At 61.6% G+C, this 16,072-nt stretch carries 14 protein-coding genes and 1 riboswitch; of the genes, 11 read left to right on the top strand and 3 right to left on the bottom strand.

All coding sequences use genetic code 11. From position 1 onward, the window contains the following. Window position 1: 1 nt before the first annotated feature. From nuoH to BR71_RS21970, 8 genes are read left to right on the top strand one after another with little or no spacing between them, the layout of a single operon-like run. The gene (gene nuoH / locus BR71_RS21935; protein ID WP_043642185.1) at window positions 2–1,048 is read left to right on the top strand and encodes an NADH-quinone oxidoreductase subunit NuoH; all 1,047 of its coding nucleotides are present in this window, start codon (window positions 2–4) and stop codon (window positions 1,046–1,048) included. 28 nt (window positions 1,049–1,076) lie between these two features. Beyond that, on the top strand, window positions 1,077–1,556 hold the full coding sequence (gene nuoI / locus BR71_RS21940) for an NADH-quinone oxidoreductase subunit NuoI (RefSeq protein WP_196783887.1): 480 nt from the start codon (window positions 1,077–1,079) through the stop codon (window positions 1,554–1,556). 9 nt (window positions 1,557–1,565) lie between these two features. Continuing rightward, entirely contained in the window at window positions 1,566–2,225 is a 660-nt protein-coding gene (locus BR71_RS21945; RefSeq protein WP_039755352.1) for an NADH-quinone oxidoreductase subunit J, read from the top strand. Window positions 2,226–2,251: 26 nt separating this feature from the next. Continuing rightward, window positions 2,252–2,557, top strand: coding sequence for an NADH-quinone oxidoreductase subunit NuoK (nuoK, locus tag BR71_RS21950; RefSeq protein ID WP_019102195.1), 306 nt, complete (start codon window positions 2,252–2,254; stop codon window positions 2,555–2,557). Between the two features lie 32 nt (window positions 2,558–2,589). Next, entirely contained in the window at window positions 2,590–4,623 is a 2,034-nt protein-coding gene (gene nuoL / locus BR71_RS21955; protein ID WP_043642189.1) for an NADH-quinone oxidoreductase subunit L, read from the top strand. A gap of 40 nt (window positions 4,624–4,663) precedes the next feature. Further along, entirely contained in the window at window positions 4,664–6,160 is a 1,497-nt protein-coding gene (locus tag BR71_RS21960; RefSeq protein WP_019103712.1) for an NADH-quinone oxidoreductase subunit M, read from the top strand. 20 nt (window positions 6,161–6,180) lie between these two features. After that, complete coding sequence (gene nuoN / locus BR71_RS21965; protein WP_043590766.1) at window positions 6,181–7,635, top strand: NADH-quinone oxidoreductase subunit NuoN; 1,455 nt, start codon at window positions 6,181–6,183, stop codon at window positions 7,633–7,635. Between the two features lie 12 nt (window positions 7,636–7,647). Then, the gene (locus BR71_RS21970; RefSeq protein ID WP_043642191.1) at window positions 7,648–7,941 is read left to right on the top strand and encodes a DUF2818 family protein; all 294 of its coding nucleotides are present in this window, start codon (window positions 7,648–7,650) and stop codon (window positions 7,939–7,941) included. Between the two features lie 478 nt (window positions 7,942–8,419). Here the strand turns inward: BR71_RS21970 and BR71_RS21980 are convergent, their stop codons facing one another. Both BR71_RS21980 and BR71_RS21985 read right to left on the bottom strand, forming a co-directional pair. Further along, the gene (locus BR71_RS21980) at window positions 8,420–9,286 is read right to left on the bottom strand and encodes a lipid A biosynthesis lauroyl acyltransferase (RefSeq protein ID WP_043642195.1); all 867 of its coding nucleotides are present in this window, start codon (window positions 9,284–9,286) and stop codon (window positions 8,420–8,422) included. Window positions 9,287–9,355: 69 nt separating this feature from the next. Beyond that, window positions 9,356–10,237, bottom strand: a complete 882-nt coding sequence (locus BR71_RS21985; RefSeq protein ID WP_043642199.1) for a lysophospholipid acyltransferase family protein — start codon at window positions 10,235–10,237, stop codon at window positions 9,356–9,358. Window positions 10,238–10,313: 76 nt separating this feature from the next. On the opposite strand from BR71_RS21985, the gene metK reads away from it, so the two are divergent. Further along, window positions 10,314–11,483, top strand: coding sequence for a methionine adenosyltransferase (gene metK, locus BR71_RS21990; protein ID WP_019101982.1), 1,170 nt, complete (start codon window positions 10,314–10,316; stop codon window positions 11,481–11,483). Between the two features lie 206 nt (window positions 11,484–11,689). Here metK and BR71_RS21995 read toward each other — a convergent pair whose 3' ends face one another. Further along, entirely contained in the window at window positions 11,690–13,327 is a 1,638-nt protein-coding gene (locus BR71_RS21995) for a histidine kinase N-terminal 7TM domain-containing diguanylate cyclase (protein WP_081862786.1), read from the bottom strand. A gap of 79 nt (window positions 13,328–13,406) precedes the next feature. Continuing rightward, window positions 13,407–13,480, top strand: a riboswitch (S-adenosyl-L-homocysteine riboswitch). Window positions 13,481–13,542: 62 nt separating this feature from the next. Between BR71_RS21995 and ahcY the strand changes: the two genes are divergently transcribed. Together ahcY and metF are read left to right on the top strand one after the other, a co-directional pair. Further along, complete coding sequence (ahcY, locus tag BR71_RS22000) at window positions 13,543–14,952, top strand: adenosylhomocysteinase (protein ID WP_043642204.1); 1,410 nt, start codon at window positions 13,543–13,545, stop codon at window positions 14,950–14,952. 131 nt (window positions 14,953–15,083) lie between these two features. Continuing rightward, window positions 15,084–15,920: a methylenetetrahydrofolate reductase [NAD(P)H] gene (gene metF / locus BR71_RS22005; RefSeq protein ID WP_043642207.1), complete on the top strand. Its 837-nt coding sequence runs from the start codon at window positions 15,084–15,086 to the stop codon at window positions 15,918–15,920. Window positions 15,921–16,072 lie beyond the last annotated feature (152 nt).

Consider the following 16,072-nt stretch of genomic DNA (forward strand, 5'->3'; position numbering starts at 1 on the left):
CATGGAGTTCTTGCAAGGTATTCTTGGCACTGACGCGGGGCTCGTGGTTTGGACCCTGTTGAAGATCATCGCCATCGTATTGCCGATGCTGCTGTGCGTCGCCTACCTGACCTATGCCGAGCGCAAGGTCATCGGCTTCATGCAGATCCGCATCGGCCCCAACCGGGTAGGCCCGCTGGGCCTGCTGCAGCCCATCGCCGACGCGGTCAAGCTGCTGATGAAGGAAATCATCCTGCCCACCAACTCCAGCAAGGGCCTGTTCCTGCTGGCGCCGGTGCTGTCCATCGCTCCGGCGTTGGCGGCCTGGGCGGTGATTCCCTTCACCGACAAGCTGGTGCTGGCCAACGTCAACGCCTCGCTGCTCTACATCCTGGCGCTGACCTCGATGGGGGTTTACGGCGTGATCATCGCCGGCTGGGCGGGCAACTCCAAGTACTCCTTCCTCGGCGCCATGCGTTCCGCCGCTCAGATCGTGTCTTACGAACTGGCGATGGGCTTCGCGCTGATCGGCGTGCTGATGGTGTCCAGCAGCCTGAACCTGGTGGAGATCGTCCAGCAGCAAGGGCAGGGCATGGCGGGCGGTTCCGTGCTGTCGTGGAACTGGCTGCCGCTGTTCCCGCTGTTCGTGGTCTACCTGATTTCCGGCGTGGCCGAAACCAACCGCGCGCCGTTTGACGTGGCCGAGGGCGAATCCGAGATCGTGGCCGGTTTCCACGTTGAGTACTCGGGCATGGCCTTCGCCATCTTCTTCCTGGCCGAATACGCCAACATGATTCTGGTTGCCGCGCTGACCTCGCTGCTGTTCCTCGGCGGCTGGCTGTCGCCGTTCCCGGCGTCCTGGGGCATTCTGGGCGCGGGCGGTTTCTTCTGGCTGGCGCTCAAGGTAGCCATGGTGCTGTTCTGCTTCCTGTGGTTCCGCGCCACCTTCCCGCGTTATCGCTATGACCAAATCATGCGTCTGGGCTGGAAGGTGTTCATCCCGGTGACCCTGGTGTGGATCCTGGTGGTGGGCGTCTGGATGATGACCCCGCTGTCCTTGTGGCACTGAGACGGGGATAGGTGAAAAGATGAATTCGATCCGAAACTTTTTCAAGACCTTCCTGCTGGTGGAGCTGGTCAAGGGCCTGATGGTCACTGGCCGCTACTTCTTCGCCCGCAAGATCACGGTTCAGTTCCCCGAAGAGAAGACGCCGATTTCGCCGCGCTTCCGCGGCCTGCACGCTCAGCGCCGCTACGCCAACGGCGAAGAACGCTGCATCGCCTGCAAGCTGTGCGAGGCGGTGTGCCCGGCGATGGCGATCAGCATCGAGTCCGAACAGCGCGATGACGGCACCCGCCGCACCACGCGCTACGACATCGATCTGACCAAGTGCATCTTCTGCGGCTTCTGCGAGGAAGCCTGTCCGGTGGACGCCATCGTGGAAACCCACATCTTCGAATACCACGGCGAAAAACGTGGCGATCTGTACTACACCAAGCCGATGCTGCTGGCGATCGGCGACAAGTACGAAGCCGAGATCGCCGCCAACAAGGCGGCCGACGCCAAGTATCGCTAAGGGGGGGTCATGAACTTCACAATGTTTGTCTTCTATGTTCTGTCCGCCATCCTGGTGTTCGCGGGTATCCGCGTGGTGACGGCCAAGAACCCGATTCACGCCGCACTGTTCCTGGTGCTGGCCTTCTTCAACAGCGCCGGTCTGTGGCTGCTGATGGAGGCCGAGTTCCTGGCCATCACCCTCGTGGTGGTGTATGTGGGCGCGGTGATGGTGTTGTTCCTGTTTGTGGTGATGATGCTGGACATCAACATCGAGAAACTGCGCGAGGGCTTCTGGAAGAATCTTCCGGTCGCGGCCGCCGTCGGCATCATCATGGTGTTTGAAATGGCGATGATTCTGGCCAGCCCCAGCGCCAGGCTTGACGCCTACCAGGCCGCCGCGCCGCTGGCGGCCGACTTCAGCAACGTCAAAGTGCTGGGGCGTCAGCTGTACACCACTTATCTGCTGCCTTTCGAAGTGGCGGCGGTGGTGCTGCTGCTGGCCATGGTGGCCGCCATCGGCCTGACCATGCGCAGCCGTAAGGACACCAAGGCGATCGATCCGGCGCTGCAGGTCAAGGTCAAGCGCAACGACCGCGTGCGACTGGTGAAAATGCAGGCCGAACAGCCTGCTGAAGAATCCACGGTGGAGGAGGCCTCCGAGGCCGAATCCGGTAAGCAACAGGCCTGACGGCCAATCAACATAAGGGAGGAAATGTGCTGACACTGACTCACTTCCTGGTGCTGGCCGCAATCCTGTTTGCCATCGGCGTGCTAGGCGTTTTCCTGAACCGGAAAAATCTGATCGTGCTGCTGATGGCCATCGAGCTGATGCTGCTCGCGGTGAACTTCAATTTCATCGCGTTCTCGCATTACCTGTCGGATACGGCGGGCCAGATCTTCGTATTCTTCATCCTGACGGTGGCTGCGGCCGAAGCCGCGATCGGTCTCGCCATTCTGGTGGTGCTGTTCCGCAATCTGCGCACCATCAACGTTGAAGACTTGGGCAGCCTCAAAGGCTAAGGCAAACCGGAACCTACACAAAGCACACAAGCATGGATATGAAGAGCTTATACCTGCTGATTGCACTCGCCCCGCTGGCGGGTTCCATCATTGCAGGCCTATTTGGATGGGCCATCGGCCGGCGCGCTTCGCACGTCGTGACGATAGCCGGCGTGGCGCTGTCCGCCGCGCTGTCGCTCAAGGTGCTTCACGCCTTCCTGACCGGGCAGGCTGAAGTGTTCAACGGTCCGGTTTACACCTGGCTGACAGTGGGAGGCTACGAGTTCTCGGTGGGCTTCCTGGTGGATTCGCTGACCGCGATGATGCTGGTGGTGGTCACCAGCGTGTCGCTGATGGTGCACATTTACACCATCGGCTACATGCAGGAAGATCCGGGCTATCAGCGCTTCTTCAGCTATATCTCGCTGTTTACCTTCTCGATGCTGATGCTGGTGATGAGCAACAACTTCATCCAGCTGTTCTTCGGTTGGGAAGCGGTGGGCCTGGTGTCCTACCTGCTGATCGGCTTCTGGTTCAAGCGTCCGACCGCGATCTTCGCCAACCTGAAGGCTTTCCTGGTCAACCGCGTCGGCGACTTCGGCTTCCTGCTGGGCATCGGCCTGGTGCTGGCCTATTTCGGCGGCTCGCTGAACTACAGCGATGTGTTCGCCGCTGCTCCGGCGCTGGCCAGCAAGACCATCAGCCTGATTCCGGGCACCGAGTGGTCGCTGCTGAGCGTGACCTGCATCCTGCTGTTCATCGGCGCGATGGGCAAATCGGCGCAGTTCCCGCTGCACGTGTGGCTGCCGGATTCGATGGAAGGCCCGACCCCGATCTCGGCGCTGATCCACGCGGCCACCATGGTGACCGCCGGCATCTTCATGGTGTCGCGGATGAGCCCGCTGTTCGAGCTGTCCGACACCGCGCTGAACGTGATCATGGTCGCCGGCTCCATCACCGCGCTGTTCATGGGCTTCCTCGGCATCGTCCAGAACGACATCAAGCGCGTGGTGGCTTACTCCACGCTGTCGCAACTGGGTTACATGACCGTGGCGCTGGGCGCCTCGGCCTACTCGGTGGCGATGTTCCATGTGATGACCCACGCCTTCTTCAAGGCGCTGCTGTTCCTGGCTGCGGGTTCGGTGATCATCGGCATGCATCACGATCAGGACATGCGCAATATGGGCGGCCTGCGCAAGTACATGCCCATCACCTGGCTGACTTCGCTCTTGGGTTCGCTGGCCTTGATCGGCACGCCGTTCTTCTCCGGCTTCTACTCCAAGGACTCCATCATCGAGGCGGTGCACGCGTCCAATCTGTCCGCGGCCGGTTTCGCCTACTTCGCGGTGATCGCCGGTGTGTTCGTGACCGCCTTCTACTCCTTCCGCATGTACTTCCTGGTCTTCCATGGCAAGGAGCGCTGGATGGAGAAGAAGGACGATCATCACGACCATGGCCATGACGATCACGATCATCACCATGGCCTGGGCCCGAACGATAAGCCGCACGAGTCGCCGTGGGTGGTGACCCTGCCGCTGGTGCTGCTGGCGATTCCGTCGGTGCTGGTGGGTTACTTCGCGATCGAGCCGCTGCTGTACGGCGACTTCTTCAAGGGCGTGATCACCGTCAACCATGAACTGCATCCGGCGATGGAAGAGATCGCCCGCGAGTTCCATGGCGCCGCCGCCATGGGCGTGCATTCGCTGAGCACGCTGCCGCTGTGGCTGGCGCTGGCCGGCGTGGCCACCGCCTGGTTCTTCTATATGAAGGCGCCGCAGATTCCGGCCGCCATCAAGCAGAAGTTCAGCCTGGTGAACAAGGTCCTGGAAAACAAGTACTACCTGGACGAGATCTACTTCGCCGTGTTCGCCAAGGGCTCTCGGGCTCTGGGCACCTTCTTCTGGAAGGTGGGCGACATGTTGCTGATCGATGGTCTGGTAGTGAACGGCACCGCCAAGCTGGTGGCGACGTTCTCCGGCTTCATCCGCCGCGCGCAAACCGGCTTCATCTACAGCTACGCCACCGCGATGATCATCGGGGTGCTGGCGCTGATGACGATGTGGTTCTGGCCGCTGATCTGGCGTTGAGCCCGGACTCCGGGATTGGAATAACAACTTGGGTTTGACTATGTTCACAAATCTATTGACTCTGGTGATCTGGGCCCCGATAGCGGCCGGGTTGCTGGTGCTGGCAACCGGGGGCGATCAGCGGGCCACGCTGGCGCGCTGGCTGGCCGCGGCGGGGGCCCTGGCGGGCTTCCTGCTGTCGCTGCCGCTGTTCACTGAATTCAACAATCTCAGCGGCGGCATGCAGTTCGTCGAGATGAAGCCGTGGATTGAGTCCCTCGGCATCAACTACCACTTGGGCGTGGACGGCATCTCGATGCTGTTCGTGGTGCTCAACAGCTTCACCACTCTGCTGGTGGTGGTGGCCGGCTGGCAGGTGATCCAGAAGCGCGTGTCGCAGTACATGGCCGCCTTCCTGATCATGTCCGGCTTGATCAACGGCGCTTTCGCCGCGTTGGACGCTATCCTGTTCTATGTCTTCTTTGAAGGCATGCTGATTCCGATGTATCTGATCATCGGCGTCTGGGGCGGCCCGCGTCGCGTGTACGCGTCGATCAAGTTCTTCCTTTACACCCTGCTGGGCTCGCTGCTGATGCTGGTGGCCTTGATCTACCTGTACTTCCAGGCCGGCAAGTCCTTCGACATCCAGGCTTTCCACGACATCGCCAAGATCCCGCTGACGGTGCAGATCCTGCTCTTCGTCGCCTTCTTCCTGTCCTTCGCGGTGAAGGTGCCGATGTGGCCGGTGCACACCTGGTTGCCGGACGCCCACGTGGAAGCGCCTACCGGCGGCTCCATGGTGCTGGCCGCGATCACGCTGAAGATCGGCGCCTACGGCTTCCTGCGGTTCGTGCTGCCCATCCTCCCCGACGCCGCGCGCGAGCTGTCCGGCGTGATGGTGGCGCTGTCGCTGGTGGCGGTGGTTTACATCGGTCTGGTGGCGCTGGTGCAGTCCGACATGAAGAAGCTGGTGGCTTATTCGTCTATTTCGCACATGGGCTTCGTCACCCTGGGTCTGTTCCTGTTCACCGGTTCCGAACTGAACCAGTGGGCGGTTGAAGGCGCGCTGGTGCAGATGGTGTCCCACGGCTTCGTGTCCGCCGCGATGTTCTTCTGCATCGGCGTGATGTACGACCGCGTGCACAGCCGCAATATCGCCGACTACGGCGGCGTGGCCAACAAGATGCCGATCTTCGCGGCCTTCATGATGCTGTTCGCCATGGCCAACTCCGGTCTGCCGGCCACCTCCGGCTTCGTCGGCGAGTTCATGGTGATCATGGGCGCGGTGCAGGTGAACTTCTGGTACGCAGCCTTGGCCGCCACCACGCTGATCTTCGGCGCGGCCTATACCTTGTGGATGTACAAGCGCGTGATCTTCGGCGATGTGGGCAACAGCCATGTGGCGGAGCTGTCCGACGTCAACAAGCGCGAATTCCTGGTGCTGGCCATCCTGGCCATCGCGGTGCTGGGCATGGGCCTGTATCCGCAAGCCTTCGTCGAGAAAATGCACCTGTCGGTCAATGACCTGATCCTGCATGTCTCGCAGAGCAAGCTGTAAGCGCGGAAGGAATGGAAACAATGAATTGGGCTGATCTCAACCTGATACCGGCAATCCCCGAGATGTTCCTCGCCGGCGCGATCCTGTTCGTGCTGATGGCGGACCTGTTCGTTTCGGACGAAAAGCGCGGCATCACCCTGGGCCTGACCCTGCTGACCCTCTTGGGCGCGGCGGTGGCGCAGGTGATGACTTTCTCTTCGCAGCCGGTCGTGACTTTCTCCGGCATGTTCGTCGCGGATCCGATGGGCGGCGTGGTCAAGCTGGCCATGTACGCTGTGACCGCCATCGTGCTGATCTACAGCCGGCAGTACACTGCTGATCGTCAGCTGTTCAAGGGCGAGTATTTTTCGCTGGCGCTGTTCGCTTTGCTGGGCATGAACCTGATGGTGTCGGCTTCGCATTTCCTGACCCTGTATATGGGCCTGGAACTGCTCTCGCTGGCGCTGTACTCGCTGATCGCTCTGCAGCGCGAGTCCGTGAAGGCCACCGAAGCGGCGATGAAGTACTTCGTGCTGGGCGCGCTGGCCTCCGGTCTGCTGCTCTACGGCATTTCCATGGTCTACGGCGCCACTGGTTCGCTGGAACTGGCGACGGTAGCCAAGTCCATCGCCGCGCATAAGGCCAACGACGTGCTGCTGGTCTTCGGTCTGGTGTTCATCGTGGCCGGCCTGTCCTTCAAGCTGGGCGCTGTGCCGTTCCACATGTGGGTGCCGGACGTTTACCACGGCGCGCCGACTTCGGTGACGCTGATGGTGGGCGCGGCCCCCAAGCTGGCGGCCTTCGTCTTCACGCTGCGCATCCTGGCTCAGGGCCTGGACGCGCTGGTGGCGGACTGGCAACTGATGCTGGTGATCGTGTCCGCGCTGTCGATGGCGATCGGCAACGTAACCGCTATCGTGCAGACCAACATCAAACGGATGCTGGCTTACTCGACGATCTCGCACATGGGCTTTCTGCTCTTGGGCGTCCTTGCGGGCACCAAGGTGGGCTACTCGGCGGCGCTGTTCTACGCGCTGAGCTATGTGCTGATGTCGCTGGTCAGCTTCGGAATGCTGCTGGCCCTCTCGCGCGCCGGTTTCGAGTGCGAGAAGGTTGAGGATCTGAAGGGCCTGAACAGCCGCAACAGCTGGTATGCGCTGCTGATGCTGCTGACCATGTTCTCCATGGCCGGCATTCCGCCGCTGGTGGGCTTCTACGCCAAGTTCGCGGTGATCAAGGCTATCGTGGATATCGGCATGATCAAGCTGGCCATCTTCGCGGTGCTGATGTCGGTGATCGGCGCGTTCTACTACCTGCGCGTGGTCAAGACCATGTACTTCGACGATGCCGAAGACCGCAGCGATATCGTGGTGCGCGGCGATATGAAGCTGGTGCTGTCGCTGAACGCGCTGGCCTTGCTCGTCATCGGCCTGCTGCCGGAGCGCGCGCTGGAGTTGTGCCTGCAAGTCGTGCGTCAATCGCTTACCGTGATTTAAGGCTGCCATACCATGCAATCCAGCGTCATCGCTTTGCTGATCATCGCCTTGGCGGCGGCCAACCTGCCGTTCTTGACCCAGAAAGTGGGCGGCGTGTGGAAAGTGGCCAATAAGCATTTTGGCTGGCGCTTTCTGGAACTGATGGCGCTGTATCTGCTGGTGGGCGGCTTCGCCTACCTGCTGGAAAGCCGGTTGATGCCGGTGCAGCCGCAGAATTGGCAGTTCTACGTGACGACCTTGTCGTTGTTCCTGGTGTTCGCGTTTCCGGGTTACGTCTATCGTTACTTCTGGCGGCGACGCGGTTAACAGCGGGCAGGGCGAGCAGTATCGGCGCGGATGGGGGAAACCCCGTCCGCGCTGTTTTTTTGGGGGGAAGCGGGCGCGGAGCCCCTCTGGCCGCGCAATAAGAAGAGGGGAGCGAAGGTGATTGCTCGGGACTTCACCCCGCTGGACCGCGTGGCTGAGGTGGAGCCGCTGTATCGCGAATTTGGTGGAGAAGGCGCGGCAAGAGCCGGACTGCATCCGCTATGAGCTGTTCATCGATCAGAAAGACTCAGGCCATTTCGTCTTCATCTAAACCTGGCCGGACAGGGCGGCCTTGGACCGGCATTGCGGTACGGAGTGGAGCCGCAGATCGACAGCCGGCAGCGGCAGGCGGCCATCTTCTCGTTGGCGGACGTCTTTGCAGACACTAGCGTCTGATTGAAAAAGGCGCCGCTTTGGGCGCCTTGCTTAGAACATGTTTACGGTATCGCCGACGCGCAGCAGATCGTAAACAGGTTCTTTAGTAAAAGCGGGCCTCACCCTGCGGCCGGCTTTTGAAGCGCTTATGCAGCCAGAAGTACTGGTCCGGGATTTCGCGAACGCGTTGTTCCAGGAAGGCGTTCATGCGGCGGGTGTCCGCTTCGACGTCCTCGCTGGGGTAGTCGTCCCAAGGCGGGTAGAACTCCAGCTCAAAGCGGTTGCCCACCCGGCGGGCGATGGCCGGGACGACTTTGGCGCGCGCCAGCTTGCTGATGCGGGACAGGCCGGTGATGGTGGCGGCCTTGACGCCGAAGAAGTCGACGAATACCGAGTCGCGCACCCCAAAGTCTTGATCAGGCAAGTAGAGGAAGGGGGCGTGGTCCTTGCGCATTGCCTTGATGATGGGGCGCAGGCCTTCCTGACGAGACACGATGTAGGCGTTGTCGTAGCGCTGGCGGCCTTTATAGATTTGGCGGTCCAGAGCTTCGTTCTTCTGGTGGGAGTAGACGCTAACCAACGGGATGTGCTGGTTCAGCGAATACACGCACATTTCGAAACCGACGAAGTGGGGGTAAAACAGGATCACGTCTTCGCCGCGCTCGCGCAGCTCGGTGACGTAGTGCAGGTTTTTGATCTCGACCAGCTTGTCGATGCGAGCGGCCGAACTCCACCAGACCACGCCGTACTCAAGCACCATGCGTATCATGTGCTGGAAATTGCGGCGGATCAGCCGGCGGCGTTCCGCCAACGGCATGTCGGGGAAGCATAGCCTCAGATTGATCATGCCGACGCGGCGGCGGCCATGTGCCAGGCAGTAGGCGATATTGCCCAGGCCGCGGGCCAGCAGGCCGATCGCCCACATCGGCAGCAGGCGGATCAACCACAGCAGGGAAAAAGCGAGTTTCATAGGTTTCCTTGTCGAGAAGCTCGAACAACCCGCCGCGCGTCCTGGGCGAGAGTGTTCCGAGCCTCTCTGTTATTGCGTGTCCGGCCGGCTGACGCCAGGCGGGCATTTATAGCGGTTATAGCTCCACAGGTATTGGCTGGGGAAGCGGCGAATCAGCGCCTCTACCTGGGCGTTGAGCTGAGCGGCGTCCTGCTCCTTATCGCCGCTGAACGCTTGCGCGGGCGGTTCGATGTGAACGCGGAAGCCTTGGCCGCAAGACAGTCTCTCGCCGACGAAGAACAGCGTCTCCACGCCGCTGATCTGAGCCAGCCGCGGCACCAGAGTCATGGTGTAGGCCGGACGCTCGAAGAACGGCGCCCACACGCCTTCGCCGTTGCCGGGCACTTGATCCGGAAGGATGATGGTGGCTTCGCCGGATTTCAGCGCTTTCATAAGCACGCGCACTCCGGCGCCGGTGGCCGGCGCGGTCTTGCCCTTGCCGCGGGCGCGGCCGGCCTGCATCACCGGTTCCAGCCAGGAGAGCTTGGGAGGGCGGTACATCGCGGTCAGCGGAAACGGCAGCCGCGAGCTGATATAGCGGCCGGCGATGTCGTAGCTGCCCAGGTGCGGGGTGACGAAGACGATGCCGTGGCCTTTGGCCAATGCCGCCTCGACGTGCTCCCAGCCGGTGCACGACTTGACCATGGCGGCGATGTCGTCCGGCTCGCGGCACCAGGCGATGGCCAGTTCCAGCGCGCCCTTGCCGGTTTCCGCGGCGCTTTGTTTGACTAAACGCGGTAAAAGCTGATAATTTCCACAGATTTTACTAGAACTTAGGTTCTCCCGGAGCCGTGCTCTGTAGCGGGGGGACGCATGATAAGTCAGTCGTCCAAGAACGGCACCTAGGCCTTGTAGCCAGGATAAAGGCAGGTGCGCCAGGAAAGACAGCAATAAATGGACTAGCTTAGACATATGAAGCTCAGTCTTGGTCTTAAAGCGACCTATTTTATCATCACAAGGTTTTGCATTTTTCGGGAACGAATAATAAATGAGCGAATATCTGTTTACATCTGAGTCGGTGTCGGAAGGGCACCCGGACAAAGTCGCCGATCAGATCTCCGACGCCATCCTTGACGCCATTCTGCGCGAGGACAAGCACGCGCGCGTCGCCGCCGAGACCCTGGTGAACACCGGCCTGGTCGTGCTGGCCGGCGAAATCACCACCAGCGCCAATATCGACTACATCAAGATCGCCCGCGAGACCATCAAGCGCATCGGTTACGACGATTCCGCGCTGGGCTTCGACTTCCGCGGTTGCGCGGTGATGGCTTGCTACGACAAGCAGTCGCAGGACATCGCCCAAGGCGTCAATGAAGGCGAAGGCCTGGATTTGAACCAGGGCGCCGGCGACCAGGGCCTGATGTTCGGCTACGCTTGCGACGAAACGCCGACGCTGATGCCGTTCCCGATCTACTACGCGCACCGCTTGGTGCAGCGTCAGGCCGAGTTGCGCAAGGACGGCCGCCTGCCGTGGCTGCGTCCGGACGCCAAGAGCCAGATCACTTGCGTATACGACGGCGCCACCGGCCTGCCCAAGCGCATCGACACCGTGGTGCTGTCCACCCAGCACACCCCGGAAATCGATCACAAGACGCTGACCGAGGCGGTGATCGAGGACATCATCAAGCCGGTGCTGCCGCCGGAGATGATTACCCCGGAAACCAAATTCCTGATCAACCCGACCGGCCGTTTCGTGATTGGCGGCCCGATGGGCGATTGCGGCCTGACCGGCCGCAAGATCATCGTCGACACCTATGGCGGCGCGGCGCCGCACGGCGGCGGCGCTTTCTCCGGCAAGGATCCGTCCAAAGTGGACCGTTCCGCCGCCTATGCCGGCCGCTACGTGGCGAAGAACATCGTTGCCGCGGGCCTGGCACGCCAGTGCCAGATCCAGGTTTCCTACGCCATCGGCGTGGCCGAGCCGACCTCCATTGCGGTGGACACCTTCGGCACCAACTCGATTCCGAATGAGAAGATCGTGGAGTTGGTGAAAAAGCACTTCGACCTGCGTCCCAAAGGCATTATCCAGATGCTGGATCTGCTGCGCCCGATCTACAGCAAGACCGCCGCTTACGGCCACTTTGGCCGCGAAGAGCCGGAATTCAGCTGGGAGCGCACCGACAAGGTGGAGGCGCTGCGCGCCGACGCCGGCCTGTAAGCCTCGCTGGGCTTCATGCCAAGAAACGCCTGTCCACGGACAGGCGTTTTTTCGTTTCTTTTTAGAAGCTGTTCATGATCTGCTACGCGTCGTGAAACGTGGCTCGGTGAGTGCACCTTCAAAATGCTCATGTACCGTGTGTACATTCCGCTTTTACAGCTGTTTCCGCCTCGCCTCGTTCTAGCACGCAAGATCGTCAATGCGTTTTAGAGGGCCGCGCTCAGGCGGCAGGCATTCTTGCCGCCGGCCTTGACCGCGTACAGGGCCCGGTCCGCGGCTTGGTACAGCGAGGCGGGGCTGTCCGCGTGCAATGGGAAGGCGGCCAGGCCGCAGGAGAAGGTGGCGCAGAAACTGTCGTCTCCAGCGCCGTGCGGCAGCCGTTGAAAGGCGGCGCGCCAGGTCTCGGCGCGACGCAGGGCCTGCTCGCCGTCGGCGCCGGGCATCAGCACCAGGAACTCCTCGCCGCCCAGACGGCAGAGGATGTCGCCGTGGTGGCCGTCTTCGGCCAGCAGCGCTGACAAACGGCGCAATACTTCGTCGCCGAAGTAATGGCCGAAGCTGTCGTTGATGCGTTTGAAATCGTCCAGATCTATCAGCGCAATGCTGAGCGGCGCGCCCTCGCTGCGGGCGCGGCTCAGCTCGCGGGCGAAGGTGTCGTCCAGATAACGGCGGTTGTATAAACCGGTCAGCGGGTCGCGCAAGGCCTGTTCGCGCAACGCCGCCTGCAGTGCTTCGATTTCGGCGATGCGCAAGGCCAGGGTCTGATTGGCGCCGCGCAGCGCTTCCTCGGCCCGGCGCCGCTCAGTGATGTCGCGCGCCACCAGCATGCGGCTGGAGTGAGGCTGAGGGTGATGAGCGATCGGATACACGCGCAGGTCCAGAATGCGCGCGCCGTCTTGCAAGGATAGCTCCAGCGATGCGTCTCGCCCTTTCAGAATCTGTTCCCTGGGCCAGTCCGCCGGCAAGGCCTGGCCCAGTAGCAAGCGGCTGGGGCGGCCCAGCAGCCGTGCGGCGGCCGGGTTGAGGTCCAGGATGCGGAACTTGTCGTCTATCACCAGCACTCCGTCTCCCATGGCTTCGAAGGAGCGCGCGCGGGCCACCGGCACCAGGTAGAGCAGGCGCAGGTAGAGCAGGTCCAGCGCGAACACCAGGCCGGTGATGGTGAAGGCCAGAGGTGTAGGATCCAGGCCCTGCAAGGGCATGGCGCTGCTCAGGTAGAGGATGTTGCCCAGCCAGGGCGCGCAGGCGCTGGCCATCAGAACGATGGACTGGCCGCGGAAGTGGGCCGGGTAGTAATGCAGCGCGCGGATCAGCATCAACGAGCCGATCAGCATCATCAGGTAGGAGTAGCCGGCGACGCCGACCCAGAATGCCGGGCCGTGCCCATAGACCAGGAGGTTGTAGCCGGAGGGGCTGGGCCGGTAACTGGTCCACACCAGGTGGTGGCTTTCGTTGCTGAGCGCCAGGACGAAGCAGAGCAAGGGCAGGGCGAACAGCGCCGCCAACCAGCGCCGGCTCAGCTGAATGCGGTTGTAGTCCAGCGCCAGCAGCAGGAACAGCACCGGCGTGCTCAGCGTGCCGAGGTATTCCAGCTTGGACCAGGCGATTTTGGCGGACAGGCTGGCGGCGGCCAGCTCGCACATGGCGCCGGCGGCCCAGAACGCCACCGAACTCATCAGCAGCGCCAGCCACCGCACGCCAGGAAACTGGCGGCGATACCAGGCAATGGCGGCGATAGCGGTTGAAATCAGCGCGGCGATCCCGGACAGGGCGGCCAGCGGGGTGAAGTCGAAAGTCATGGGGCGACGATGAATCGGCAAGCCGGTAGTGTATCTTCTTGGCATGCAGACTCCTACCTTTTCCGAGCGGCATAGGTATAATCGAAACGTCGCCGTCCGCGTGTCCACGCCGCCGGCGGCCGGTCGGCCCGAGGGGCGCTGCGAGGATGATCCATCCCCAGGCTCGGGCCGCTCCCGTTTCAACGGCGCTCACCTGATCAAAACCGTGCCGGGCACGGGAGCGGGTGAGCCGCATCCTGGCCGGCTGCGTGAACTAAGGAATGCTCGCGATGGCTGATTTCACCGATTTTCATGTTGCCGATATTAATTTGTCCGCCTGGGGCCGCAAGGAACTGGCGATTGCCGAAACCGAGATGCCGGGCCTGATGGCCTTGCGCGATGAGCACCGGCATAGCCAGCCGCTACGCGGCGCGCGTATTGCCGGTAGTCTGCACATGACGATCCAGACCGGGGTTTTGATTGAAACCCTGGTGGCGCTGGGCGCGGAAGTGCGCTGGGCCTCTTGCAATATCTTCTCCACCCAGGACCACGCCGCCGCCGCCATCGCCGCGGCCGGCATCCCGGTGTTCGCCTTCAAGGGCGAGAGCCTGGACGAGTATTGGGAGTTCAGCCACAAGATCTTCGAATGGCCGGAGCATGAGCCGGCCAATATGATTCTGGACGACGGCGGCGACGCCACCTTGCTGCTGATGCTGGGCAGCAAGGCGGAAACCGATCGCGGGGTGATCAGCCATCCGTCCAACGAGGAAGAGACAGCGCTGTTCGCCGCCATTGCCCGCTATTTGCAGAAAGATCCGCAGTGGTACTCCAAGCGGCTCAAGCACATCAAGGGCGTGACCGAGGAAACCACCACCGGCGTGCATCGCCTGTACCAGCTGGAGAAGGAAGGCCGCTTGCCGTTCCCGGCCTTCAACGTCAACGATTCGGTGACCAAGTCCAAGTTCGACAATCTCTACGGCTGCCGCGAATCGCTGGTGGACGGCATCAAGCGCGCCACCGACGTGATGGTGGCCGGCAAGGTGGCGGTGGTGCTGGGTTACGGCGACGTGGGCAAGGGGTGCGCGCAGAGCCTGCGCGGCCTGGGCGCCACGGTGTGGGTGACCGAGGTGGACCCGATTTGCGCGCTGCAAGCGGCGATGGAAGGCTACCGCGTGGTGCGCATGGACGAGGTGGCCGATCAGGCCGACATCTTTGTCACCGCCACCGGCAATGTAGGCGTGATCACTCACGAACACATGAAGAAGATGCGCAATAACGCCATCGTCTGCAATATCGGCCATTTCGACAGTGAGATCGAGGTTGCCAGCCTGCGCCAGTACCAGTGGGACAATATCAAGCCGCAGGTGGACCACATCATCTTCCCGGACGGAAAACGGGTGATCCTGTTGGCCGAAGGCCGCCTGGTCAACTTGGGCTGCGCCACCGGCCACCCCAGCTTCGTGATGTCCAATTCCTTCACCAACCAAGTGCTGGCGCAGGTGGAAATTTTCGCCAACGGCCAGCAATACGGCAAGCAGGTGTATGTGCTGCCCAAACATCTGGACGAGAAGGTGGCGCGCCTGCATCTGGCCCGCATCGGCGCCCGGCTGACCGAGCTGTCCGACGAGCAGGCCGCCTACATCAGCGTGCCCAAGCAAGGCCCTTATAAGCCGGATCACTATCGTTATTGATTTTTATAACGATAGAAAAACGGACAGGGCTATTAGAATGGTGCTGTCCGTTTTTTCTTGTCCGCCGCCGCGGACCGCGGTCATCCTATATAAAAACAAAGGAGTCTCCCGTTGGGAGATACAGAGAGATCATGACAGCACAGAGCCGAACCTTCAGTTTCGAATTCTTTCCGCCCAAAACCCCGGAAGGGATTGCCAAGCTGCGCACCACGCGCCAGCAATTGGCTCAATTCAAGCCGCAGTTTTTCTCCGTCACCTTTGGCGCCGGCGGCACCACCCGCGACGGGACGCTGGCGACAGTGCTGGAAATCCGCAGTGAAGGCCACGCCGCCGCGCCGCACCTGTCCTGCATCGGTTCCACCCGCGAGAATATCGGGGCCATCCTCAACGAATACCGCAACAACGGCATCCGACATATCGTCGCCTTGCGTGGCGACATCCCGTCCGGCATGGTGGCGGCCGGCGAGTTTCGTTACGCCAACGAGCTGGTGGAGTTCATCCGCGCCGAGCACGGCGATCATTTCCACATCGAAGTAGCGGCCTATCCGGAATTCCATCCACAGGCGCGCTCGGCCGAGGACGACCTCAACAACTTCGTGCGCAAGGTCCATGCCGGCGCCAACTCGGCGATGACTCAGTATTTTTTCAACGCCGACGCCTATTTCCGTTTCGTCGACGAAGTTCAGGCCAGGGGCGTGAATATTCCCATCGTTCCGGGCATCATGCCGATCTCCAACTTCGGGCAACTGTGTCGTTTTTCCGACATGTGCGGCGCGGAAGTGCCGCGCTGGCTGCGCCAGCGCATGCAGGCTTATTACGACGACAGCGCGTCCATTCGCGCGCTGGGCCTGGACGTGGTCACCGAGTTGTGCGACCGCTTGCTGCAGCACGGCGCGCCGGGCCTGCATTTCTACACGCTGAATCAGGCGGGGCTGGTGTCCACGGTTTGGCAGCGATTAGGCTTGTAAGAACCTGTTTACGATCTGCCGCGCGTTGTGTGACGTGACATGGCGAGTACCGCTTCGAAATGCTTCTGTACCGTGTGTACACTCCGCTTTCTCAGTTGTTTTCGCCTTGTCTCGCCTTAGTTCGCGAGATCGTAAACCGGGTCTAAAAGCTT

Source organism: Chromobacterium haemolyticum DSM 19808 (genome assembly GCF_000711885.1).
Lineage (GTDB): Bacteria > Pseudomonadota > Gammaproteobacteria > Burkholderiales > Chromobacteriaceae > Chromobacterium > Chromobacterium haemolyticum.

Excerpts from the sequence above, each read along its gene's own strand:
- BR71_RS21970 (WP_043642191.1), top strand. The coding sequence starts at position 7,648 with ATGCAATCCAGCGTCATCGCTTTGCTGATCATCGCCTTGGCGGCGGCC.
- metK (WP_019101982.1), top strand. The coding sequence starts at position 10,314 with ATGAGCGAATATCTGTTTACATCTGAGTCGGTGTCGGAAGGGCACCCG.
- nuoL (WP_043642189.1), top strand. The coding sequence starts at position 2,590 with ATGGATATGAAGAGCTTATACCTGCTGATTGCACTCGCCCCGCTGGCG.
- BR71_RS21985 (WP_043642199.1), bottom strand. The coding sequence starts at position 10,237 with ATGTCTAAGCTAGTCCATTTATTGCTGTCTTTCCTGGCGCACCTGCCT.
- ahcY (WP_043642204.1), top strand. The coding sequence starts at position 13,543 with ATGCTCGCGATGGCTGATTTCACCGATTTTCATGTTGCCGATATTAAT.
- BR71_RS21995 (WP_081862786.1), bottom strand. The coding sequence starts at position 13,327 with ATGCCAAGAAGATACACTACCGGCTTGCCGATTCATCGTCGCCCCATG.
- BR71_RS21980 (WP_043642195.1), bottom strand. The coding sequence starts at position 9,286 with ATGAAACTCGCTTTTTCCCTGCTGTGGTTGATCCGCCTGCTGCCGATG.
- metF (WP_043642207.1), top strand. The coding sequence starts at position 15,084 with ATGACAGCACAGAGCCGAACCTTCAGTTTCGAATTCTTTCCGCCCAAA.
- nuoH (WP_043642185.1), top strand. The coding sequence starts at position 2 with ATGGAGTTCTTGCAAGGTATTCTTGGCACTGACGCGGGGCTCGTGGTT.
- BR71_RS21945 (WP_039755352.1), top strand. The coding sequence starts at position 1,566 with ATGAACTTCACAATGTTTGTCTTCTATGTTCTGTCCGCCATCCTGGTG.
- BR71_RS21960 (WP_019103712.1), top strand. The coding sequence starts at position 4,664 with ATGTTCACAAATCTATTGACTCTGGTGATCTGGGCCCCGATAGCGGCC.
- nuoN (WP_043590766.1), top strand. The coding sequence starts at position 6,181 with ATGAATTGGGCTGATCTCAACCTGATACCGGCAATCCCCGAGATGTTC.